Origin of the sequence: Cutibacterium nasicola (assembly GCF_051303185.1) — a bacterium.
In the GTDB taxonomy this organism is placed as follows: Bacteria; Actinomycetota; Actinomycetes; order Propionibacteriales; family Propionibacteriaceae; genus Cutibacterium.
In genome coordinates this window covers 752,995-775,605 of record NZ_JBPPGE010000001.1, presented here as the reverse complement: position 1 = coordinate 775,605, position 22,611 = coordinate 752,995, and the positions used below count along the sequence as shown (strand labels likewise).

Here is a 22,611-nt window from a genome sequence, read left to right as displayed (position 1 = left end):
CATAAAGTGTGAATATGGCCACTACTGCTTTCAAGGGACAAACCGTCAACACCGTCGCCGACCTGCCTCGAGTTGGATCCGATCTCCCATCGTTCACCCTTGTCAAGACCGATCTGTCGGAGCTGACCAGCGACGAGCTCAAGGGTAACAAGCTCGTCCTCAACATCTTCCCGAGCCTCGACACTGGTGTCTGCGCGAAGAGTGTGCGCACCTTCAACGAGAAGGCTGCCGGACTCGACGACACCACCGTGCTGTGCGTGTCCCGTGACCTTCCCTTCGCCCAGGCCCGCTTCTGCGGCGCCGAGGGCATTGAGAACGTCGTCGTCGCCTCGGCCTTCCGCTCCCATTTCGGCAAGGATCTCGGCGTCACCCTCGCCGACAGTCCGATGCGTCATCTGCTCGCCCGCGCCGTCATCGTCGTGGACCCCGAGGGTAAGGTGACCTACACCCAGCTGGTGGACGAGATCACCACCGAGCCCGATTACGACGCTGCTCTCGAGGCCGCCAAGAAGGTCTGAGCCACAGCCCATTCCAGGGGGTGTTCCGACGAGATGTCGGGCGCCCTCTGCTTTGTGTCATGTACCAACATACGGAGTATGGGGCATGGGGGCGTCTGAGGGCGGTACAGTGACCAAAACCGCGTCCAGAAGGGCGGGGCGCTCCTAACTGAGGACCACCATGGACGGCGAATTGAAGCGCGGGCTCTCCTCGCGTCACATGAACATGATCGCGATTGGCGGAGCCATCGGCACCGGGCTCTTCGTGGCATCCGGTGCCACCATCTCCCAGGCGGGTCCAGGAGGCGCCCTCGTGGCTTACCTGGCCATGGGACTGATGGTCTTCCTGCTCATGCAGTCCTTGGGGGAGATGAGTTCCTATCTTCCGGTACCGGGCGCCTTCGAGACCTACGCGACCAGATTCGTCTCACCGTCCTTCGGCTTCGCGCTGGGCTGGAACTACTGGTTCAACTGGGCCATCACGGTGGCCGCCGAGCTCGCTGCCGCCTCGATCGTCATGGCGTATTGGTGCCCGAATGTGCCGTCGTGGATATGGTCAGCCGGATTCCTGGCCCTACTCTTCCTGCTGAACGTGCTGTCCGCGCGGGCCTACGGCGAGGGAGAGTTCTGGTTCGCCATCATCAAGGTGACGGCAGTCCTCGTCTTCCTGGTCCTCGGCATCCTCATGATCGCGGGGATCATGGGGAACTCCCCGGGAGTCTCCAATTGGCATCACGGTGATGCCCCCTTCGTCAACGGCTTCGGCGGCATCATGACGGTGTTCCTCGTTGCTGGATTCTCGTTCCAGGGCACCGAGCTCATCGGCATCGCGGCGGGGGAGGCGAAGGACCCGGGCACGGCAGTTCCCCAGGCCACCAAGCAGATCTTCTGGCGAATCATGATCTTCTACATCGGCGCCATCGCGGTCATCGGTGTGCTGCTGCCTTACACCGATCCGAACCTGCTCGCCGGTGAGGTCACTGACGTCGCCGTCAGTCCCTTCACCCTTGTGCTCAAGCGAGCCGGAGTGGCCGCGGCTGCAGCCGTTATGAACGCCGTCATCCTCACCTCGGTGCTCTCGGCCGGAAACTCCGGCCTGTACGCATCGACGCGGATGCTCTACGCATTGGCGCGAGAGGGTAAGGCTCCACACGTCCTCGCCACCACGAATCGACGCGGTGTCCCGGTCCCGGCACTCATCGTCACCACGCTCGTCGGTGCGGCCTGCTTCGCCACGTCTTTGGTCGGGTCTGGCCAGGCCTACACCTGGTTGGTCAACATCTCCGGGCTGTGCGGATTCATCGCGTGGATTGGCATCGCGGTGTGCCACATGCAGTTCCGTCGCGCCTTCCTCGCACAGGGACATGACCTGTCCGAGTTGCCATATCGGGCGCGCTGGTACCCGGCCGGTCCGATCGTTGCGGGTGTGCTGTGCGTCATCGTCACCCTGGGGCAGGGCCGTGATGCCGTCCTCAGCGGCGATATCACCGGGATGGTTGTCGCGTACATCACCATTCCGGCATTCCTGGCACTGTGGCTTGGTCACAAACTCGTCACCAAGGCGCCTCGTGCAGACCTTTCCACCGCAGACTTCGACCACGACTGACATGATGGAACAGTTGCAGTCGAACGGCTGTGGTGACGGCGAACGGAGGCATCATGGCTCAACGTCCCGGATGGGTTGACCATCTCATTGGTTGGCACGTCTATCCCCTGGGATTCGTGGGGGCTCCCATGCGACTCGAGTCCGACGAGGTGAGGCATCGTCTCGGACATCTGGAGGCCTGGCTCGATCATGCGGTGTCGCTCGGGTGCTCCGGCCTGGCCCTGGGGCCGATCTTCGCCTCGACCAGCCATGGTTACGACACCTTGGACTACTTCGCCATCGATCCTCGCCTTGGAGACGACGCCGACTTCGACCATCTTGTTCAGGCCGCCCACTCCCACGGTCTGTCGGTGCTCCTCGATGGAGTGTTCAACCACGTCTCACGTCGTAGTCAGATCGTGCAGGATGCCTTGACTGCTGGCCCGGACACCGATGCTGGACGGATGGTCCGGTGGTGTGACGGCCAACTCGACGTGTTCGAGGGCCACGATGACCTCGTCGCGTTCAACCACGGGGACCCCGCTGTGCGTGACCTCGTTGCCCGGGTCATGAACCATTGGTGCGACCGGGGCGTGGATGGCTGGCGTCTCGACGCCGCTTACTCCGTCACTCCGGAGTTCTGGGCAGAGGTTCTGCCGTCGGTACACAAGAAGCACCCCGACGTGTGGATCTTCGGTGAGGTCATCCATGGCGATTACGCGGGGATCGTCAAGGCCTCCGGCATGGATTCGGTGACCCAGTACGAATTGTGGAAGGCGACGTGGTCGTCCATCGAATCCCGTAACTTCTTCGAACTTGATCATGCCCTGGGGCGTCACAACGAGTTCTCCGATTCCTTCACCCCGATGACCTTCGTCGGCAATCATGACGTCACCCGCATCGCCTCGAAGGTGGAGCAGGATGGTGCGATCGTCGCGACAGCGGTGCTGGCCACTACTGGCGGCATCCCGCTCATCTACTACGGGGACGAGCTGGCCTACCGCGGGATCAAGGAGAAGAGGCTCGGAGGCGACGATGACATCCGTCCGGTGTTCCCGGCCAGCCCGGCGGAGCTGTCCAACCTGGGCGCCGAGACCCTGCGTGCCCACCAAGACCTGCTCGGCCTGCGCCGCCGTCATCCCTGGCTCGTCGACGCGCGTACCGAGTCCCTTGACCTGACCAACGAGCGTTACGTCTACCGTAGCGGTGTCCCCGGGGCCGAGCCCCTCATCGTCGAGCTCGACGTGCGTGATGGCTGCTCGGCCCTCATTCGCGAGGCTGGTGAGGTCATCTGGTCCAGCCGAGCCTGAGGCTCAGTCACCGCCGAAGAGGTCTCGGGTGTAGACCTTCTCGGCGACGTCAGCCAGCTCGAGCGACATTCGATTGGCGATGATGACGTCGCAGCCGGCCTTGAACGTCTCGAGGTCTTTGGTGACCTTCGAGTGGAAGAACTCGTTGCCCTCGAAGGTCGGCTCGTAGACGACGACCTCAATGCCCTTGGCCTTGATGCGCTTCATGACCCCTTGGATCGACGAGGAGCGGAAGTTGTCCGAGCCAGCCTTCATGACCAGACGGAAGATGCCGACTCGCCTCGGATCCTTGGCGATGATGTCCGAGGCGATGAAGTCCTTGCGCACCGTGTTGGAGTCAACGATGGCCTGGATGAGGGTCTGGGGGACGTCCTGGTAGTTGGCCAGCAGCTGACGGGTGTCCTTGGGCAGGCAGTAGCCGCCATAACCGAAGGACGGGTTGTTGTAGTGGCTGCCGATGCGGGGGTCCAGGCAGACCCCGTCAATGACCTGACGGGTGGACAGCCCACGCTGAGAGGCATAGGTGTCGAGCTCGTTGAAGAAGGAGACCCGCATCGCCAGGTAAGTGTTGGCGAACAGCTTGATGGCCTCGGCCTCGGTGGCCCCGACGAAGAGCACCGGGATGCCGGTGTCGACCGCCCCGGCGGCCATGAGATCGGCGAAGAGGTGGGCCTTGGCCGAGTCCGACCCGACGACGATCCGTGACGGATGGAGGTTGTCGTAGAGAGCCTTGCCCTCGCGGAGGAACTCCGGAGAGAAGATGACGTCAAGGCCGGGGCGCTCCTTGCGAATCCCCTCGACGAAGCCCACCGGGATCGTTGACTTGATGACGATCGTCGCCTCGGGGGCGAGCTCCTGCACCAGGTCGAGCACTCCGTCCACGCTCGAGGTGTCGAAATAATTCTGGTCAGGGTCATAGTTCGTCGGGGTGGCGATGACGACGAAGTCAGCATCGTCATAGGCCTTGTGCGGATCAGTCGTGGCCGTCAGATCCAGCTCGTGGTGGGCCAGGTACTCCCCGATGAGGGGATCGACGATCGTCGTGTGTCCGGTGTTGACCATCTCGACCCTCTCGGCGTCAATGTCAATGGCGACGACACTGTTGTGCTGGGCAAGCAACACGGCATTGGCCATGCCGACATAGCCCAGTCCTGCGACGGCGATCTTCACGAGACGTCCTTTCGGTGGGTCCCCATGAGTCTAGGGCGGTGACCTTACGAGACGGTGACGTGATGCTCGCGAACCTGGTAACGCGGCGCGTCGCGGGCATGGCGTTGACCTCACTACACAGCGTCGGGCCTGAAGAGGCTCGTTGTTCTGCTCGTGTTCTCCCTGAGCGAGAACAGGATCATGGTGATGTGGGCGCTTCTTCCGCGATGCCGAGATGCTGGCTGGGAGACCTCAATATGCTGGAACTACGACCCCGGGAGGATTCATGGACACCATCACGATCACCGCTGACGACGGAGCCGACCTCGACGTCCTTGTCTGGCGTCCGGAGGCTGCGCCGGGTCGCCCCACCAAGGGATTGGTGCAGTTGTGTCATGGCATGGCCGAGTACGCGGCCCGCTATGACGAGGTGGCCCGGGCGCTGGCGGACGACGGCTGGCTCGTCGTGGCGAATGATCACCGTGGTCACGGACCGCGCGCTGCTGCCACCGGACAACTTGGGACCACCCCTGATCGGGGCCACCACCAACTGCTCGACGATCTCTCCGCGGTTGCTGACCACTTCATGGCCGAGGTTGAGGGGAAGCCGTGGTTCCTCGTCGGACACTCGATGGGATCGTTCCTCGCCCGTGTTCTGGCCGCTCGCCGGGGACGCGAGATGACCGGCCTGGTCATCATTGGCACAGGCTCCTCCTTGGGGCCGTTGAGCACCGTCGCCACCGGGCTTGCCCGTTCCCAGGTGCTCATGTTGGGGGAGGACTCCCGCAGTCCGTTGCTCAACACCTTGTCTTTCGGGTCCTTCAACCGGGCCTTCCAGCCGGCTCGCACCGACTACGACTGGTTGTCTCGAGACGTGCGCGTCGTGGACGCCTACAACAACGACCCGCTGTGCGGTTTCGTCTGCACCGCAGCCTTCTACCGCGAATTGGTACGACTCATCGAACTCGCCAATTCCACCGAGGTTCTACGTGCCACTCCGCCTGCTCTGCCTGTTTTGCTCATGGCCGGTGCCAAGGATCCGGTGGGCGACTCCGGTAGGGGAGTGCGTCGCGCAGCTTGCCAATTGCGCGATGCCGGGTCCCAGGAGGTGGACGTCATCCTGTACCCGGGTGGGCGCCATGAGGTTCTCAATGAGGTCAATCGCAGGCACGTCCATGCCGACCTACGAGAGTGGATCGACTCTGTCGCAAACCGGCCTCAAATCCCCCAGGTCCGCAAGGCACGGTAAACGTCTGTTCACAGCACGGTCGCACAATCGTGCACATGCACCCCCGCTGTGCCAAGTCGATCGTGCGCAGCCTAGTATCATAGGTGCTGGTGCCAAGGAATCCCGTCCGGGGGTTTCAAGGCGGTAAGAGGGAATCCGGTGCAATTCCGGAACTGCCCCGCAGCGGTGAGTGGGAACGACATCACCATCGACGTCCAGTTGGTCTTAGGTCCGACCGGATGGCGATCAAGCACTGGGCTTCGGTCTGGGAAGCGGTGACGTAGGACTTGTCGGCAGACGAGGTGCCCATGAGTCCGAATACCTGCCAGAGCTTGCGACGTACCCTGCGTGCGCCGCAGCGTCCGAGGTCTCGAGGGCCGACCGAGGTCGTCCACCCATCCGCAGCGAAGCAGGAGTCTGACGAATGACTGATGCTGACAACCTCGCATCCAAGTCCGTCGAGGACAGGATGCCCGAGGAGTTGAGCCTGGCCGGGGACTTTCCGAAGATCACCCACGAACAGTGGGAGGACGCGGTCCTCAAGGTCTTGAACCGGGGACGTCCCGAGGGCAAGGAGCTCAACATTGAGCAAGGAATGAAGCGCCTCGAGCCGAGCACGGTCGACGGCATCAAGATCGAGCCGATGTACCGGCGTCAAGATGCCCCTGAGAAGCTCGGCGCCCCGGGTGTGCCGCCCTTCACCCGTGGCGCCACGATCCGGACTGGCGTCATGGACGCATGGGATGTGCGGGCCCTTCACGAGGATCCGGATCCGCAGTTCACCAGGAAGGCGATCATCGCCGACCTCGAGCGTGGTGTGATGTCCCTGTGGCTGCGCGTCGGTGCCGACGCCATCAAGCCGGAGGACATTGCCGGGGACCTCAAGGACGTGTTGCTCGACCTGGCCAAGGTTGAGGTCTCGAGCCGTGACGACCAGGAGGCCGCTGCACAGGCCCTCCTTGACGTCTATGTCGACTCCGACATCGATCCCGACAAGCTGTCGTTCAATCTCGGTCTGGACCCGATCGGTTTCGCCGCTCTCAACGGCGGCACCCCGGATCTGTCCACGATGGCCGAGTGGGCCAAGAAGACCGACAAGTACAAGAATTCTCGTGCCTTCGTCGTTGATGCGACGGTCTACCACAACGCTGGTGCCGGCGACGTGCACGAGCTCGCCTGGGCCATCGCCACCGGCGTCGAGTATGTCCGTGCGCTCATGGAACAGGGGCTGACTGCCGAGCAGGCCTTCGATTCCATCAACTTCCGGGTCTCCGCAACCCACGACCAGTTCCTGACCATCTGCCGTCTGCGTGCCCTGCGTACCCTGTGGAACCGCATCGGTGAGGTCTTCGAGGTTCCGGCTGCCAAGCGTGGCGCCCGTCAGGAGGCCGTGACGAGCTGGCGTGAGTTGACCCGCGATGATCCCTACGTCAACATCCTGCGTGGCACCATCTCGACCTTCGGTGCTGCTGTCGGTGGCGCCGAGGCCGTCACGACCCTGCCCTTCGATGCCGCCATCGGCCTGCCGAAGAGCGACTTCTCCCGTCGTATCGCCCGCAACACGGGCATTATCCTCGCCGAGGAGTCCAACATCGGCCGCGCCAATGACCCGGCGGGTGGTTCCTTCTACGTCGAGGCCCTGACCAAGAAGCTGGAGGAGGCCGGTTGGGCCGAGTTCCAGGCTGTCGAGGCCGCCGGTGGCATGGTTGCCGCCCTCACCGGTGACCACGTTCGCACCGAGCTCGACAAGCTCAACGCCGAGCGCGCCAAGCGTCTGGCCACCCGCAAGCAGCCGATCACGGCCGTCAGCGAGTTCCCGCTGCTCGACGCCAAGACCGTCGAGACCAGGCCCTACCCCGAAGCTCCCAAGCGCAACGGTCTCGAACAGCACCGTGACGCCGAGGTCTTCGAGGCCCTCGTCGATCGTTCCGCCACCTGCTCCGAGCGTCCGAAGGTGTTCCTGGCCTGCCTGGGAACCCGTCGTGACTTCGGTCCCCGCGAGGGATTCTCCGCCCCGGTGTGGCACATCGCCGGCATGGAGACCCCCGAGTGCGAGGGCGGCACCACGGAAGAGGTCGTCAAGGCCTTCAAGGAGTCCGGTGCCGAGGTCGCAGACCTGTGCTCGAACGCCAAGACCTACGCGGCCCAGGGCCTCGAGGTCGCCAAGGCCCTCAAGGAGGCCGGCGCCAAGCTGGTCTACCTGTCGGGTGCCTTCAAGGAATTTGGTGATGACGCTGCCGAGGCCGAGAAGGTCATCGACGGTCGCATCTACCTCGGGATGGACGTCGTTGACGTCCTGACCACCACTCTGGACACGTTGGGAGTTGCCAAGTGACCACCCTGCCCCGTTTCGATTCCATCAACCTGGGAGACGCTCCGGTTCCCGCGGACGCTCAGGAGCAGTTCGCCAAGCTGGCTGCCGCTTCCGCTGAGCAGGAGCCCTGGACCACTCCGGAACAGATTTCGGTTGGTCATTTGTACTCCGAGGACGTCTACGCCGACATGGACTGGCTGGACACCTACGCCGGTCTGCCTCCGTTCACCCACGGCCCGTACGCCACCATGTACGCCTTCCGACCCTGGACGATTCGTCAGTACGCCGGATTCTCCACCGCCAAGGAGTCCAACGCCTTCTACCGCCGTAACCTGGCCGCCGGCCAGAAGGGTCTGTCGGTCGCCTTCGACCTGCCGACCCACCGCGGCTACGACTCTGACAATCCCCGTGTTCCCGGTGATGTCGGCATGGCCGGCGTGGCTGTGGACTCCATCCTCGACATGCGTGAGCTCTTTGCCGGCATCCCGCTGGATCGCATGTCTGTGTCCATGACGATGAACGGCGCCGTGCTGCCGATTCTGGCCCTGTACGTGGTGGCCGCCGAGGAGCAGGGTGCCAAGCCCGAGCAGCTCGCCGGAACGATCCAGAATGACATCCTCAAGGAGTTCATGGTTCGTAACACGTACATCTACCCGCCGCTGCCCTCGATGCGGATCATCTCCGACATCTTCGCCTACACCAGTGCGAACATGCCGAAGTGGAACTCCATCTCGATCTCCGGCTATCACATGCAGGAGGCTGGCGCGACCGCCGACATCGAGATGGCCTACACCTTGGCCGACGGTGTCGACTACATCCGTGCCGGTGAGTCGGTGGGTCTGCAGGTCGACCAGTTCGCCCCGCGTCTGTCGTTCTTCTGGGCCATTGGCACCAACTTCTTCATGGAGGTCGCCAAGATGCGCGCGGCCCGCATGCTGTGGGCCAAGCTCGTGCACCAGTTCGGGCCGAAGAACCCGAAGTCGATGAGCCTGCGTACCCACTCGCAGACCTCCGGCTGGTCGCTGACCGCCCAGGACGTCTACAACAACGTCATCCGCACCTGTGTGGAGGCCATGGGGGCCACCCAGGGGCACACCCAGTCCCTGCACACGAACTCCCTCGACGAGGCCATCGCCCTGCCGACCGACTTCTCCGCTCGTATTGCTCGAAACACTCAGCTGTTCATCCAGCAGGAGTCGGGCACCTGTCGCGTCATCGACCCCTGGACCGGCTCGGCCTACGTCGAGAAGCTCACTCTGGAGCTGGCCCGCAAGGCCTGGGCCCACATCCAGGAGGTCGAGAAGGCCGGCGGTATGGCGAAGGCCATCGAGAAGGGCATCCCGAAGATGCGCATCGAGGAGGCCGCTGCCCGCACCCAGGCACGCATCGACTCGGGCCGTCAGCCCCTCATCGGCGTCAACAAGTACCGTCTGGACGAGGAAGAGGATCTCGAGGTCCTCAAGGTTGACAACACCCAGGTGCTCAAGGAGCAGAAGGCCAAGCTGGTGCAGCTGCGTGCCAACCGCGACGAGGAGGCCTGCCAGGCCGCTCTCGAGAAGCTGACCTGGGCTGCCGCCAACCCCGATCCGAGCGATCCCGATCGCAACCTGCTCAAGCTGTGCATCGACGCCGGTCGTGCCAACGCCTCCGTCGGCGAGATGTCCGACGCGATGGAGAAGGTTTTCGGGCGCTACACCGCCCAGATCCGTACTATTGAGGGCGTGTACAGCAAGGCAGCCGGTAGTTCCGAGTCGACGGAGAAGGTCCACGAGCTCATCAAGAAGTTCGAGGAGAAGGAAGGTCGCCGTCCGCGAATCATGATCGCGAAGATGGGCCAGGATGGTCACGACCGTGGCCAGAAGGTCGTCGCGACCGCCTACGCGGACCTTGGCATGGACGTCGATGTCGGCCCGCTGTTCCAGACCCCTGAGGAGACTGCTCGACAGGCTGTTGAGGGTGACGTTCACGTTGTCGGTGTCTCCTCGCTGGCCGCCGGACACCTCACCCTGGTGCCCGCCCTGCGCAAGGAGCTGGACAAGCTCGGTCGCTCCGACATCATGATCGTTGTCGGTGGTGTCATCCCGACCCAGGACTTCCAGGAGCTCCAGGACGACGGCGCGGCCGCCATCTACCCGCCTGGCACCGTCATTCCGGACGCTGCCCTTGAGCTGATGGAGAAGCTGCTCGCCGCTCACAACGACGACTGAGTCTGGCAGGCCACGAGCCTGATGTCTGGCCCCTGGAACCTTGCAAGGTTCCAGGGGCCAACGTTTTCGTTACCAAAATCCACCGGGTATGAGCCCTCAGGCGTAAACGTCGTCCGTGGACGGTACGGTGGACATACCCACCCGATGAAGGAAATGGTGATCATGCCGATCGACGTCCCCGAACTGGTTGAGCAAGTCCTGGCCGGGAGCCGCCAGCACATTGCCAAGGCGCTGACTCTGGTGGAGTCGAGCAAACCGGCGCATCGCGAGAAGGCGCGCGAGATGTTGCGCTTGTTGGCTCCTCACACCGGTGACGCCATCCGCGTCGGTATCTCGGGTGTCCCCGGTGCCGGTAAGTCCACCTTCATCAATGCCATGGGCACCAAGCTCATCGACGAGTTCAGCTACAAGGTTGCCGTCCTCGCTGTCGATCCCTCCTCGACCCGCACCGGAGGCTCGATCCTCGGCGACCGCACCCGGATGGGAGACCTGTGCAACCGTGACGAGGCATTCGTCCGTCCGTCGCCCTCTGGTGGTCATCTCGGTGGCGTTGCCAGAGCCACACGCGAGGCCATGATCGTCATGGAGGCTGCCGGCTATGACGTCGTCCTCGTCGAGACGGTGGGCGTCGGGCAGTCCGAAGTTGCGGTCTCCGGGATGGTTGACACCTTCCTCATGCTCACCGTCGCTGGTACTGGCGATCAGCTCCAGGGCATCAAGAAGGGCATTCTGGAACTTGCTGACGTCGCCGCGGTCAACAAGGCCGATGGCGACAACGAGGGTAATGCGCGAGTCTCGGCTCGGGATCTCTCCATTGCCATGAAGCTTGTCTCCTCCGACGCAGACAAGCGTCGGGTTCCGGTGCTCACCTGCTCCTCGTACACCAAGGAGGGGCTGGACGACGTCTGGCAGGCCGTCGTCGACCACCGCGCCTACCTGGAGAAGGATGGTTCCCTCCAGGTGCGTCGTACCGAGCAGCAACGGGAGTGGCTGTGGAACATGGTGCGCAACGAGATTTTGGAGTCGTTGGATACCGACTCCAGCGTCCAGCAGACTGCCGCACGGATTGAGGCGGGCCTGGGCACCGAGGCCACCAACGCCTTGGAAGGTGCTGAGGAGATTTTGCGAGCCTTTGCTCATGCCGTTCCCACGCTGCCATGGGCGCAGGGGGAGATGACCAGCAGGTCATGAGTGTGAGTGAGGGCGACGGGACATTGAATCTTCCTGACCTCGCTGTCCCGGACTCAATCACTTCGCTACTAATTTGGTCCTGATTCAGGGATGTTTCATCATCGCTATGTGAGAGGCTTTCGAGTCATGTCTAGGCAGTGACCCTTCGTCGCCGTAGGTTCGTTTTGTCTTTAGCAGAGCGAGAGGAATGGACTTTTGTGGCATCACGTCGTACGTGTCGGGTGTCGTTGCTCTCACGCCCGCGAAGATTAAAGAGTTCGGTGAACCCGGCGAAGTGCATATCCGCATGCGGCACTGGCATCGTTGATGCTCGCATGACGGTCGAAGCGGCGAAATCGGCCCAGGAAAGCTCATACCTACATGACGGGTGGCCTGAGCATGAGTTCAGGCCACCCGTCATGGTGACACGTCGCATTACCAGGGGACGTCGGGCTCGGTGAGATCGACTGTCTCGGTGACGGTCTGGCCACCGCTGGTGACGCTCACCTCGTCTCCGGGATGGAGTTGACGCCCCCGCCGGGTCTCCACCTCGCCGTTGACGCTGACCATCCCCGAGGCGATGAGATCGCGGGCCTGCCCACCAGTCTCGGCGAGATTGGCGAGTTTGAGATACTGGCCGAGCCTGATCATCTGATCGTCATTCACGCTGTCACTGTGTCATGAAGCCGCGACATCTCACAGCACTGAATCGATGAACCCGCGCAGCCGATCAGATTTCGGGTTGTCAATGACCTGATCGGGTGATCCGGCTTCGACGACGACGCCGCCATCCATGAAGACGACATGGTCGGCGACCTCCCGAGCGAACCCCATCTCGTGCGTGACGACGATCATCGTCATACCATCGCGGGCGAGATCCTTGAGGACGCTGAGCACCTCACCGACGAGCTCGGGATCGAGTGCTGAGGTCGGCTCGTCGAAAAGCATCAGTTCGGGTTTCATGGCCATCGCGCGGGCAATGGCGACGCGCTGTTGCTGACCGCCGGAGAGCTCGGCGGGGTAGTGGTCAGCGCGATCAGCCATTCCGACTTGCTCCAACAGGGACATGCCCAGCGGCTCGGCCTCCTCCTTGGACAGCCCGGACACCTTGATGGGTGCTTCCATGACATTGCTCAGGGCAGTCATGTGAGGGAAGAGGTTGAATCGCTGGAAGACCATGCCGACTCGTGCCCGCTGAGCAGCGATGTCCTTGTCAGAAAGTCGCTTGAGGCGGCCGTCCGGCAGAGGGTCGTGTTCGTAGCCGACGCGCTCCCCGCCGACCCAGATCTCACCAGCCTCGAAGGTCTCCAGCTGGTTGATGCAGCGCAACAGCGTGGACTTTCCGGAACCGGAGGGGCCGAGGAGAACGCACACCTCGCCGGAGCCGACGTCGAGGTCGATCCCCTTGAGAATGTGGAGTGGCCCGAACTCCTTGTGCAATCCCTTGATGTGCACCATTGGTTCGGTGCGTGCAGACTTTGGTGCGGATGTACTCACTGCTCGACCTCCAGGGCGATGTTCTTGTGCGTGGTGTCGGCTGCCTGGATGGCGGCCTGGCGACGCAGTCGCTTCGACGAGGACTTCCCGTTGACACCACGTCCGAAGTACTGCTCTAGGAAATGTTGCCCGATCATGAGGACACTCGTCATGACGAGGTACCAGAAGGCGGCGACGATGAGCAGCGGAATCGGTGCGTAAATGCGGTTCGCGATCGCGTTCGTCGCGTACTGGAGGTCGAGGGTGAAGGGTACGGCCAACACCAAGGAGGTCGTCTTGAGCATGCCGATGGTCTCGTTGCCCAGTGGCGGGATGATTACCCTCATGGCCTGGGGGATGATGATGCGGCGCATGATGAGCGATGGCTTCATGCCCAGGGCTTTTGCCGCTTCCGTCTGGCCGACGTCGACGGATTCCAGCCCGGAGCGGATGATCTCGGCCAGGTAGGCGCCCTCGTTGAGGCCCAGACCAATGATGGCCGCGGCCAGGGCGGTGACGACCTTCTCGGTCTCGACGCTGGCCAGCGTTGGGCCGCCGAAAGGCACCCCGACGGACAAGGTGGGGTACAAGACCGCGAGTAGCCCCCAGAACACCAACTGGGTGTACACCGGGACGCCACGGAAGACGAAGATGTAGGCCCAGGAGACACCGCGCAACACCGGGTTGCGTGACTGCCTCATGATGGCCATGAGGAGTGCCACCGCCGTTCCCAACAGCATTGCTGAGAAGGTCAGCAGAATGGTGTAACCGATACCGGTGATGACCTTGACATCACGCAGGTACAGCCACACCATCGACCACTGGTAGTTGCGGTTCGTGACGAGCCCCTGGACGAATATCAGTACCAGGAGGGCAACGATGACGGCCGCGATCCAGGTGCCCGGATGAGCGACATCGCGGGTCCGGATGCGATTGGGGATGTCGGCGTGGTGGTTGGCCACCTTGGATGCCTTTCGGTTGGTTGTATCAGGACTCGGGATTGACCTCGGAGGTCTCGGTGAGACCGTCCTCGGTGCCCCACGAGGCCAGCAGCTTCTTCATGGTCCCGTCGTTGATGAGCTTCTGGGTTGCGGCCTGGATGGCCTTGGACAGTCCGCCGTCATTCTTGGCGGTGACGACGCCAAACATGGATGCATCGGTGATGTTGCCGAGGGCTTCGAGCTTGGATGTCTGCTTGATGGCGTACCCGGTAATCACTGAGTCGGCGTAGAGGACGTCGGCCTTGCCACCGACGACGTTCGTGGTGGCGTCGGACTGGGAGGCGTAGGACAACAGGTCAATGGGCTTCTTGCCTGCCTCGGTGCACTCCTTCGACTTCTGCTGGGCAGCGGACTCCTGGGCAGTACCGGTCTGCACCGCCACGGAGTGGCCGCACAGGTCATCGGGGGAGACCTTCTTCGGATTTCCCTTCGGGACGGCCATGGAGAATCCGGCCTTGAAGTAGGAGGTCATCGTGACCTGCTTCTGACGCTCTGGGGTGATGGTGAAGGAGGAGACGCTGACGTCGTACTTGGAGCCGACGGCGGGGATGAGGCTGGGGAAGGCTGCCTTGGCGGTCGTCACCTTGAGGCCCAGGATCTTTCCGACAGCGGTGATGTAGTCGACGTCGTGGCCGACAACGGTGGAGCCGTCGGTGTCGATGAACTCCGCGGGTGCGTAGTTGGCGGCTGCGCCGTTGCGAAGGGTGCCCGACTCCTTGATGTCGTCAGGGACCATCGCGGCGATGGTGGGATCAGTCTTGATGGAGTCGATGAGCTGGGCATTCGACGGGGTGTCGGATTTGCTGGAATCCGCCGTGGGGGACGCGGACTCCTCAGAGGCATAGGTGCAGCCGCTCACCGCTAGAGCGACGACGGCCAGTGAAGTGCCGGCGGCGTGACGCAGAGATTTCATGTGACGTTCCTTCGCAGGTGCGGTGTCGGTCAACACCGCATGATACATAATTATGCATATCAGAGCATAAGTTCAAGTCGAGGGGGTAGGGGCGCTAGAAGCGAGAGGCTATCTGTAGATGGGGTTCTCTGGGGTCAGTTGTACGAATGGACAATGTGCTGCAGACGAAGGAATTCAATATCGAAGAACTTGTTTGTGTTTGGGTTATGAGAGTTATAATAATATGCGCTGAATATAGTGAGTAGTCGAATCAAGAGTGGTGTGTGGAATTGACAACGGAGGGGCTGTGGTGAAGCGACTTGCAGGTGTCGTCGGGGTTACTGTGGTATTGACATTCGGAATGGCTGTTGGTGCGTTTGCTTCCACTAGTGGGAATATAGGGATCGATACGGGACAAAATGTCAGTTTTCATGGTCGATACACCTACGGAGTGACACATCGGGGCTGGGTTGGCAAGGCTGTGAGGGTCACCGGAACCTTGGCGTCAACTGGTTCTAACTCAGGCCATGTCAATGCTCGCCAGCAAGGGTACTCGTGGAGGAGAATCGGGCACGTAAACATTGGCGGCAAGGTGGGTGTCAATTCTGATGTGAGCCCTGGGGATACTCTGCGTGCAGCAGATCTTCGTGTCCAAGTGTGCGCCGAACATTGGTATCGTGACCACTGCGTCGAAAGACTGTACCGCGAGTGATGACCGCGCTCTGGCGCCCATGGATCGGACACCTGATGGTTAATCGATGTTCATTGGCTTGTCATGGCTTGTTCATGCAGTTCCCCCATTCGAGTCGACCCGCAGTGGACGATGTCTCGCTGGTCATGTCTCCGGAATCGGTGAACGTGGTCGTCGGTGCTTCTGGTTCGGGCAAGTCGACATTGTTAATGTGTCTTGCCGGTTTGGAGGCGCCGACCAAAGGGCGGGTCGTACATGGGGATGTCGATGTGTACGGGCTGGATGACAGACAACGTGCGGCGTGGCGGTTGCGAACGATCGGCTTGGTGTTTCAGAACTCTGGGCTGGTTCCCGAGCTCACGTTGCGTGACAACATTGCCCTGCCTCTTGAGCTCCTTGGCACTGGGCGTCGGGACGCACTGAGGCGCGCCGACCGCCTTGCCGAGATCCTTGACCTCGGTGAGAGCAGCAAGCGACGGCCCAGCGAAGTGTCAGGAGGCCAGGCGCAGCGTGCTGCCGTGGGGCGTGCCCTCGCCCACCATCCGACGGTCGTTCTGGCCGACGAACCTACTGGAGCCTTGGACACTACGAACCGCCATGCCGTGATCGGTCTGCTGGATGATCTGGTTCGCGCTGAAGGTTCCACTTTGGTGATGGTTACCCATGATGAGCACACGTTGCCGGAAAATGCCCGGATCATTCGCCTGGCCGATGGACGGATCGTGGGAGGCGCGGCGTGAAAGGCTTGCGTCTGGCGTTGCGATTGAGCCGTGGAGCGAGCCGTCATGAGCTGATTCGATCAGTGGTGATGGTTGTGGGTGTGGCCCTGGCAACACTGGGGTTAGCGGTGGGTATCACCCTGCCCCGCGTCACCGTCCAGCAGCAGGAGGTACGTGATGCGCGGACCCCTATCCTTGCTCCGGGTAGGCCGGCAAGCGGGCATGCCGGTTTCAAGGTGCAGGAATTACAGGTCGACGGCACGCCCTGGACGAGTTTCGTGGTGAACCACCCCGCTGACTGGCTGCCTCCGGGGCTGAAGCACTGGCCCCAACCGGGTCACACCATCGTTTCCCCGCGTCTGAAGTCGCTGATGGACGCCGGGGTCGTGAAAGTTTCCAGCTTAGGCACGGTCGATCCGGTGGTGGTGGATCGGGCTGCCTTGGCTTCACCCGATGAGTTGTTCTCGGTTACGACCACCCCCGATCAGGCTGGTTGCCGCGAGCTGAAGGGCTTCGGCTTGACCGGGATAGATGATTCTGGGGTGTCGTCACGTACTGCGTGGATCGAGGTGATCGGACTGGTTGGGCTGCCGGCAGCCATGTTGTTGTGGACGTCGCTGAGTCTGTCGGCCGCCTCGCGTCGCGACCGGTTCACGACGTTGGTGCGCATGGGATGCGACCCCGACTGGTGTGGCCAGGTCTTCGCCGCCGAGGTTTCCGGGACCGCTGGCCTGGGTGCTCTGCTCGGATTGGCGTTGTTCGTTCCCGTTCAAAACGTCCTCGGAACCAGCGGGGTGCTCGGGCTAACCTGGTGGCCTTGGCAGGCGAGGCTGAGATGGCCGGCGTGGCTGGCTATCGTCGTCATCATGGTGATCGTGAGTGGTCGGTTAGCCCGTCGCACCCTGCGAAGGTTGCTGGCTTCACGCCGCCCCCCGCGCTGCTGCGCCCGGCTTGGGACGGTGCGTCATCTGCTCGGGATCGTTGGTCTTCTCCTCGTCGTGGCTGCGATCGGTCTGGAAGGCTGGATTTGCCTGATGATGGCGTTCGCTCACGACGGCCAGCGCCTGGGGGACCGAGGCGCTGGATACATCATGGGTGGGGCTGTGCTTGGAACTCTCGGCGCCGTCATGTCAGCCCACCTCGTCATCGTGTGGTGCGCCGGTCGTGAGCAGCTGAGACTGCCCACTCGTCTCGGTTTGGCCCTGGCCCGGGCCCACTATCCGGATTCCGCTGCGATGGTGGTCGCATTGACGATCATGGTCGGCCTGGCCGGATTTGGATCGGGATTCCTCATTTCTGGTACCCACGACACCGAGGGGGATCCCCGCCATGTCCTCGTCCAGGTCCCTTTCACCGATCGGACCGCCACCGAACAGCAAGCCCTCCGGCGCATCACCCGGCCCCGACGCATGATCTACATGACCACCGATGGCCATACCCTTGTTGCCGCATCCTGCGCCGACTTGGCCGCCTTCGATCCCGATCCGCAACCCTGTCCAAGGATGCCGGCAATGAGGCGAGACGCGCCATCGACATGGACCTTTGGTTACGACAAACACACTACGGCCCGTACCATCAAGCCCGTCAGCTACCTACCCGTCACCTACGGTGATGACGCTCTCCTCGCTCGCAGCGACCCGAGGCTGGCAGGCCTCACTCCAGACTTCTTGGAGTTCACCGCAGACTCCACAACTGGCGATCTTGATCGGCTAGTGGATCAACTCCACGCCGCCGCGCCGTCCTATGCGGCCCATGCCGGGGCTGAGAACCCCGACACCCTACAGGCGTTTATCCAACAGCATGGAATCGTGCGTAGCGGCCTGGCGGCCGGATTCCTGCTGATCCTGGTGGCATGTACTGTCGCGTTTGTCGAACTGCGATGGGGAATGCGACATACCATTGCTGCTCAACAAGCCGTGGGTACCCCCGCCCATATCCTGCGAAGGTCCTTCTTGGTGCAGATGATCGTCACGATCCTGCCGGCCCAGTCGATGTCACTGGTGGTTGGAGTTCTGGCTGGTTGGGCGATCAATGCCGCGATCGGATCGACCGACGCGAATCAATCCTTCGACCTTTCCATTGCGGCGCTACCCGTCGCCATGTGGGCAGTCAGTGTGCTCGCCATCACAGTCACTGCTCTTGCGACCGGTGCGCCCCGTTTTCGGTTGTCGGTTTTGAGGGATAGTACGTAGACAAAGGAGTGATAGCCATCCGGCTGGCTGCTCAAACCGCCATCGATGCTCCGGCAACCTTCGTCTGGTACGCCATCGTTCAGACGCCGGTGTGCGGCAAGCCGTGACCGTTGTTGTCAACCGGGGCTGAAGTGCTCGGAGCAACAGCCGTTGAAGCCGAGAAGAATCCCTCAAGGGACTCGCCGTTGATGAACAGGCCACCCTTGGCGGCGTCATAGGTCGCCCCCCGGGACCGACTTCGCGTCGTTGACAGTGGTCGCCTTCGACAGGTCAATCTTGTACAGGCGCTTGAAGGTGCCCTTGCCCGGGTCGCCGTTACGCTCGTCGACGAGCAGGATGTGGTTTCCCAGGGCGGTGATCTCTGAGACGGAGGTCTTGGCCTGGCTCAGGTGCAGCTGGTACAGGTACTGCCCAGTGGTCCTGCCGCTCGCGACGTCGATGGTGACGATGCGCACGAAGGGGACCTTCTTGGAGCTGTCGGACAGATCCGGGGTCTCCAGGGCCGACTGTATGGTTCCGACCAGGGTCTTGCCGTCGAGGGTCAGGGTGAGACCTTCCATGCCACGGCTCGGGGTGCGCTCGCGAGGGAGGGTGCCGTCGAAGGGCTTGAGATGGGAGATCTCGCGTCCCTGGGCATCGAAATGAACGACATAGGGGCCGTACTCGTCGGAGACCCAGAAGCTGCCGTCTGGGGCGACGACGAGACCTTCGGAGTCGATGCCGGCCTTCGAAGGAGCGATCGTCCAGCCGTTGATGTAGACGATCGCCTCCCCGGTGGAGGCCTCCGGATTGACGGCACCGTTCATCGGTGTGCCGTCCTTGGTCGCCAGACCAATCCTCTTGACGAGCTCCATGTGGCTGTTGACCAGACGGAGCTTGGCAATCGAGGGCTGGAACTTGACCGGCTCGATCTTCTCATTGTCGGCATCGGAGTCAGTGTTCGGGCCGCGGTCGGTCAGACCGTAGTAGACGTCGTCAGGATCGCCGCTGCGATGGGCAAAGGCCGAACCGAATCCGCTGTCGGTGATCTTGACGCCATTCGGCGTGGTGGACAGCACCGGAGCGCCTCCGGTGTACACCTCGATGGCGTCCGTGATCGGTCCGGCGGAAGCAACCCCTGGTGCCAGCGGGCAGATCAGGGCAGCGGCGCAGGCGGTGGCGGCCAGGCCTCGGGCCGGGTGGCGATGCATGAATCATCCTCTCGACGGCGTACCGCACCAGGTCACAGTGCCCAGTTGATATCACGGTGACGTCGAGATGACAGCACAACGTCTTGTCGACAACAGTCGTCGACAAGACGTTGTGCGAGGAACGACGGTTCAAGCGACCCGACGGCTCCAACCGCGGCGCTGACGAATCGCGCCGAGGACAAGGCACACCAGATAGATGAGGAAGCTCACCGTCGTCACGTAGGGGCTGATCGGCAGGCCGGGCCCCAGGGACAGCAGGATGCCGCCCACCGCGGAGACCGTCGCGAAGATGATCGACAGCAGGGACATGGCCAGCGGATGTGCCGTCACCTTGGCGGCGGAAGCTGTCGGAGTGATGAGCAGGCTCAGCACCAGCAGGGCACCGACGAGCTGTACTGCCATAGCGGTGGTCAGACCGAGCAACAGCATGAAGACGATCGACAGGAACCGCATGGGGACCCCGCGAGCCTTGGCTGCCTCGGGATCCACCGACGCGAAGAACAGCGGTCTCCATATGATGCCCAGGCACACTGCAACGAAGATCGCGACGGCGACCAGGGTGCTCAGCTCGGTGGTGTTGACGGCGACGATCTGTCCGGTCAGCAGGCCGAACTTGTTGGACGATCTGCCCTTGTAGAGGCTCAGGAAGAGCACGCCAATGCCCATGCCGAAGGGCAGCATGATGCCTATGGAGGCGTTGCGCTCGGCGGCTTTGACGCCTAACAGCCCCAGGATGAGGGCGGCTACCAGGGATCCGACGACAGCACCCTGGGTGACCGATGCATCGAAGAACAGGGCCACTGCGGCGCCCGCGAAGGAGAGCTCCGAGGTGCCGTGAATCGCGAAGGCCAGGTCGCGGGCATGGATCATCGGCCCGATGAGACCTGCCAGGACCCCGAGGATGACACCGGCGATGATCGAGCCGTGAACCAGGGGAATGAGCTGGCTGAAACTGTCGAAGTTGATGATGGTGGAGAAATCCATGTCAGATCATCTTCTCGTCCTCGGGGGTCTGCGGACCGTGCAGGTGCGACGGTCCCTCGTCGTCGGCCAGCACGATGATCCGGTCGTCGTGACGGAAGACCTCGACGGGGGAGCCGTAGAGCTCGGTGAGGACCTCGGACCGCAGTACCTCGTCGGGGGTGCCGACGCGAACCTTGCCGCCAGCGACATACACCACTCGATCGACATAGGGCAGAACCGGGTTGATCTCGTGGGTGACGAAGAGCACCCCGAGCTCTCGGGTTCGACGCGCGTTGTCGATGAGTTTGGTGACCTCCTGCTGATGACGCAGGTCAAGGCTGGACAACGGCTCATCACACAGCAACAACTCAGGGTTGGTGACGAGGGCCTGGGCGATGCGCAGGCGTTGCTGCTCGCCACCGGAGGTCATCGTCAGCGGGGTGTCTGCGAACGCGGTGGCACCCACTGAGGCGATGGCCTCGTCAATGCGACGACGTCGAGAGCGACTGAACCAGCCGCATCCCCACTTGTGGCCGTCGATCCCCATGCCCACCAGATCGCGGCCGCGAATCGGAGCCGTCGTCTCCAAGGAGCGTTGCTGCGGAATGTAACCGATGCGGGTCGAGCCACGACGCACCGGACGACCGGCCACCATCGCGGTGCCGGCCGTCAGCGGAGTCTGCCCGAGAAGGACCCTCAGCAGGGTGGTCTTTCCCGCCCCGTTGGGCCCCAGAACGGCGATGAACTCACCGGGTTCCACGACGAGGTCGAGCCCCGACCACAGCACCCGGTCCCCAAAGGCGACCTTGGCGTCGGTGAGTCTGGCAGGCTCGATCCTCGTCGTCCCGGAGTTGTCACAGCGATGTGATGCCACGGGTGTCAGGCCAGGCCATTGTCAATGTCGATGATGGCCTTGCCAATGAAGTCCTGGTAGGTGACGACACCCTCCGGGAAGGTCTCCCATACGCCGACCTGTTGGATTCCGGCGCCCGTGGCAGCCTTCTGCAGCTCCTTCGTGACGGCGTCACTGGTCTGGCCGTTGACGAGGAGGATGGAGGCCTTCTTGTCAGCAATCAGCTTGGTGGTCTCGTGGACAACCTTGGTCGACGGGCCTGCCTCGGTCTCGGACTGCTCGATGAACTCCTCAGGAGTGATGTTCTTGATCTTCATGTCCTCGAGCAGGTAGCCAACCACCGGCTCGGTGGCAATGGCGGTGCTGTTCGGGTGCTTCTCGCCGACCTTGGCAGCGTGAGCCTTGAGATCGTCCAGCGTGGACTCGAAGTTCTTGAGGCCCGACTCGAAGGTGGCCTTGTTGTTCGGGGAGGCCTTGACCAGGTCGGACTCGACGGCCTTGGCAACTTTGCGAGCGCTGTCGATCGAGTAGAAGACATGCTCGTTGAACTCCTCCTGGCCGGGCTTCTTGAGGCCAGACGTCTCGACGGCGTCGATGAGGGTTGCCTTGGAACCGGTGCTCTTGAGGAGTTTCGGAGCCCAGTCGTCGTAACCGCCACCGTTGGCAATGGCGATCTCGGCCTTCGAGAAGGCGAGCTTGTCCTTGGCGGTGGCGTCGTAGTCGTGCGGGTCCTGATTGGGGTTGTCGATGACGGAGTGGACGTTGACCTTGTCTCCACCGATGGCCTTGGCGACCGAACCCCAGACGTTGGTCGAGGCGACGATGTCAACCTTGTCAGTCGCAGCGGCGGCCGAGGAAGCGCCCGAGGTGGAGGATCCGGGACCAGAGTTGCCGGAGCAACCAGCCATGCCCAGGGCGCAGGCGCTGATGGTTGCGATGGCCAGAAGACGACGGTGCATGTGGTGTTCCCCTTTCCAGTACGCAAGTGAGAACCATTGTCGTCTCCGGGGAGTGCATAAACAAGGCAGGGTACCCAAACAAAAGGACGATACAGAGCATTGGGAGCGGCTTGAAAGCACCTCACGACTGGTGGCGCCCCGAATCCGCGGAGAGTACAGATCCATCACCGTCAAGGCTGACTCGCGGTTTTCCACCGAGCGGCCCCTGCCGAAGG

18 protein-coding genes and 1 riboswitch are annotated in these 22,611 nt (G+C 62.5%); of the genes, 9 read left to right on the top strand and 9 right to left on the bottom strand.

Annotated elements, in window-relative coordinates; translation table 11 throughout:
* The first annotated feature begins 14 nt into the window (after positions 1–14).
* From tpx to ACSJJT_RS03665, 3 genes are all read left to right on the top strand, one after another.
* Complete coding sequence (gene tpx / locus ACSJJT_RS03675; protein WP_435916967.1) at positions 15–518, top strand: thiol peroxidase; 504 nt, start codon at positions 15–17, stop codon at positions 516–518.
* A gap of 160 nt (positions 519–678) precedes the next feature.
* Positions 679–2,103 (top strand): amino acid permease, encoded by a 1,425-nt coding sequence (locus ACSJJT_RS03670; RefSeq protein WP_435916966.1) that lies wholly within the window; start codon positions 679–681, stop codon positions 2,101–2,103.
* A gap of 53 nt (positions 2,104–2,156) precedes the next feature.
* Positions 2,157–3,392, top strand: coding sequence for an alpha-amylase family protein (locus tag ACSJJT_RS03665; protein WP_435916965.1), 1,236 nt, complete (start codon positions 2,157–2,159; stop codon positions 3,390–3,392).
* Positions 3,393–3,395: 3 nt separating this feature from the next.
* Here the strand turns inward: ACSJJT_RS03665 and ACSJJT_RS03660 are convergent, their stop codons facing one another.
* Positions 3,396–4,526, bottom strand: coding sequence for a nucleotide sugar dehydrogenase (locus ACSJJT_RS03660; RefSeq protein ID WP_435917070.1), 1,131 nt, complete (start codon positions 4,524–4,526; stop codon positions 3,396–3,398).
* Positions 4,527–4,827: 301 nt separating this feature from the next.
* Between ACSJJT_RS03660 and ACSJJT_RS03655 the strand changes: the two genes are divergently transcribed.
* The 4 genes from ACSJJT_RS03655 to meaB all read left to right on the top strand — a co-directional run bounded on the left by ACSJJT_RS03655 (position 4,828) and on the right by meaB (position 11,481).
* Positions 4,828–5,790, top strand: a complete 963-nt coding sequence (locus ACSJJT_RS03655; protein ID WP_435916963.1) for an alpha/beta fold hydrolase — start codon at positions 4,828–4,830, stop codon at positions 5,788–5,790.
* Between the two features lie 70 nt (positions 5,791–5,860).
* Positions 5,861–6,113: riboswitch (cobalamin riboswitch) on the top strand.
* 80 nt (positions 6,114–6,193) lie between these two features.
* Complete coding sequence (gene mutA, locus ACSJJT_RS03650) at positions 6,194–8,104, top strand: methylmalonyl-CoA mutase small subunit (RefSeq protein WP_435916962.1); 1,911 nt, start codon at positions 6,194–6,196, stop codon at positions 8,102–8,104.
* Positions 8,101–10,290, top strand: a complete 2,190-nt coding sequence (gene scpA / locus ACSJJT_RS03645; protein WP_435916961.1) for a methylmalonyl-CoA mutase — start codon at positions 8,101–8,103, stop codon at positions 10,288–10,290. The genes mutA and scpA overlap by 4 nt, the downstream gene beginning before the upstream one ends.
* Before the next feature lie 144 nt (positions 10,291–10,434).
* Positions 10,435–11,481 carry a methylmalonyl Co-A mutase-associated GTPase MeaB gene (gene meaB / locus ACSJJT_RS03640; RefSeq protein WP_435916960.1) on the top strand — a complete coding sequence of 349 codons (1,047 nt, stop codon included), beginning with the start codon at positions 10,435–10,437 and terminating at the stop codon, positions 11,479–11,481.
* 414 nt (positions 11,482–11,895) lie between these two features.
* On the opposite strand, the gene ACSJJT_RS03635 is transcribed toward meaB, so the two are convergent.
* From ACSJJT_RS03635 to ACSJJT_RS03620, 4 genes are all read right to left on the bottom strand, one after another.
* A complete protein-coding gene (locus ACSJJT_RS03635; RefSeq protein ID WP_435917069.1) occupies positions 11,896–12,111 on the bottom strand; it encodes an RNA-binding S4 domain-containing protein in 216 nt (71 codons plus the stop codon).
* 45 nt (positions 12,112–12,156) lie between these two features.
* Positions 12,157–12,918 carry an amino acid ABC transporter ATP-binding protein gene (locus ACSJJT_RS03630; protein WP_435917068.1) on the bottom strand — a complete coding sequence of 254 codons (762 nt, stop codon included), beginning with the start codon at positions 12,916–12,918 and terminating at the stop codon, positions 12,157–12,159.
* Positions 12,919–12,953: 35 nt separating this feature from the next.
* Positions 12,954–13,637, bottom strand: a complete 684-nt coding sequence (locus ACSJJT_RS03625) for an amino acid ABC transporter permease (protein ID WP_435917067.1) — start codon at positions 13,635–13,637, stop codon at positions 12,954–12,956.
* A 286-nt stretch (positions 13,638–13,923) separates the two neighbouring features.
* A complete protein-coding gene (locus ACSJJT_RS03620; protein ID WP_435917066.1) occupies positions 13,924–14,850 on the bottom strand; it encodes an ABC transporter substrate-binding protein in 927 nt (308 codons plus the stop codon).
* Positions 14,851–15,576: 726 nt separating this feature from the next.
* On the opposite strand from ACSJJT_RS03620, the gene ACSJJT_RS03615 reads away from it, so the two are divergent.
* Both ACSJJT_RS03615 and ACSJJT_RS03610 read left to right on the top strand, forming a co-directional pair.
* Entirely contained in the window at positions 15,577–16,260 is a 684-nt protein-coding gene (locus ACSJJT_RS03615; protein ID WP_171023495.1) for an ABC transporter ATP-binding protein, read from the top strand.
* Positions 16,261–16,328: 68 nt separating this feature from the next.
* Complete coding sequence (locus ACSJJT_RS03610) at positions 16,329–18,431, top strand: ABC transporter permease family protein (RefSeq protein ID WP_435917064.1); 2,103 nt, start codon at positions 16,329–16,331, stop codon at positions 18,429–18,431.
* 212 nt (positions 18,432–18,643) lie between these two features.
* Here ACSJJT_RS03610 and ACSJJT_RS03605 read toward each other — a convergent pair whose 3' ends face one another.
* From ACSJJT_RS03605 to ACSJJT_RS03590, 4 genes are all read right to left on the bottom strand, one after another.
* On the bottom strand, positions 18,644–19,621 hold the full coding sequence (locus ACSJJT_RS03605; protein WP_435916959.1) for an esterase-like activity of phytase family protein: 978 nt from the start codon (positions 19,619–19,621) through the stop codon (positions 18,644–18,646).
* 129 nt (positions 19,622–19,750) lie between these two features.
* Positions 19,751–20,605: a metal ABC transporter permease gene (locus ACSJJT_RS03600; RefSeq protein ID WP_435916958.1), complete on the bottom strand. Its 855-nt coding sequence runs from the start codon at positions 20,603–20,605 to the stop codon at positions 19,751–19,753.
* A gap of 1 nt (position 20,606) precedes the next feature.
* Complete coding sequence (locus tag ACSJJT_RS03595) at positions 20,607–21,458, bottom strand: metal ABC transporter ATP-binding protein (protein ID WP_435916957.1); 852 nt, start codon at positions 21,456–21,458, stop codon at positions 20,607–20,609.
* A 5-nt stretch (positions 21,459–21,463) separates the two neighbouring features.
* Positions 21,464–22,396 carry a metal ABC transporter solute-binding protein, Zn/Mn family gene (locus tag ACSJJT_RS03590; RefSeq protein ID WP_435916956.1) on the bottom strand — a complete coding sequence of 311 codons (933 nt, stop codon included), beginning with the start codon at positions 22,394–22,396 and terminating at the stop codon, positions 21,464–21,466.
* Positions 22,397–22,611: the final 215 nt, after the last annotated feature.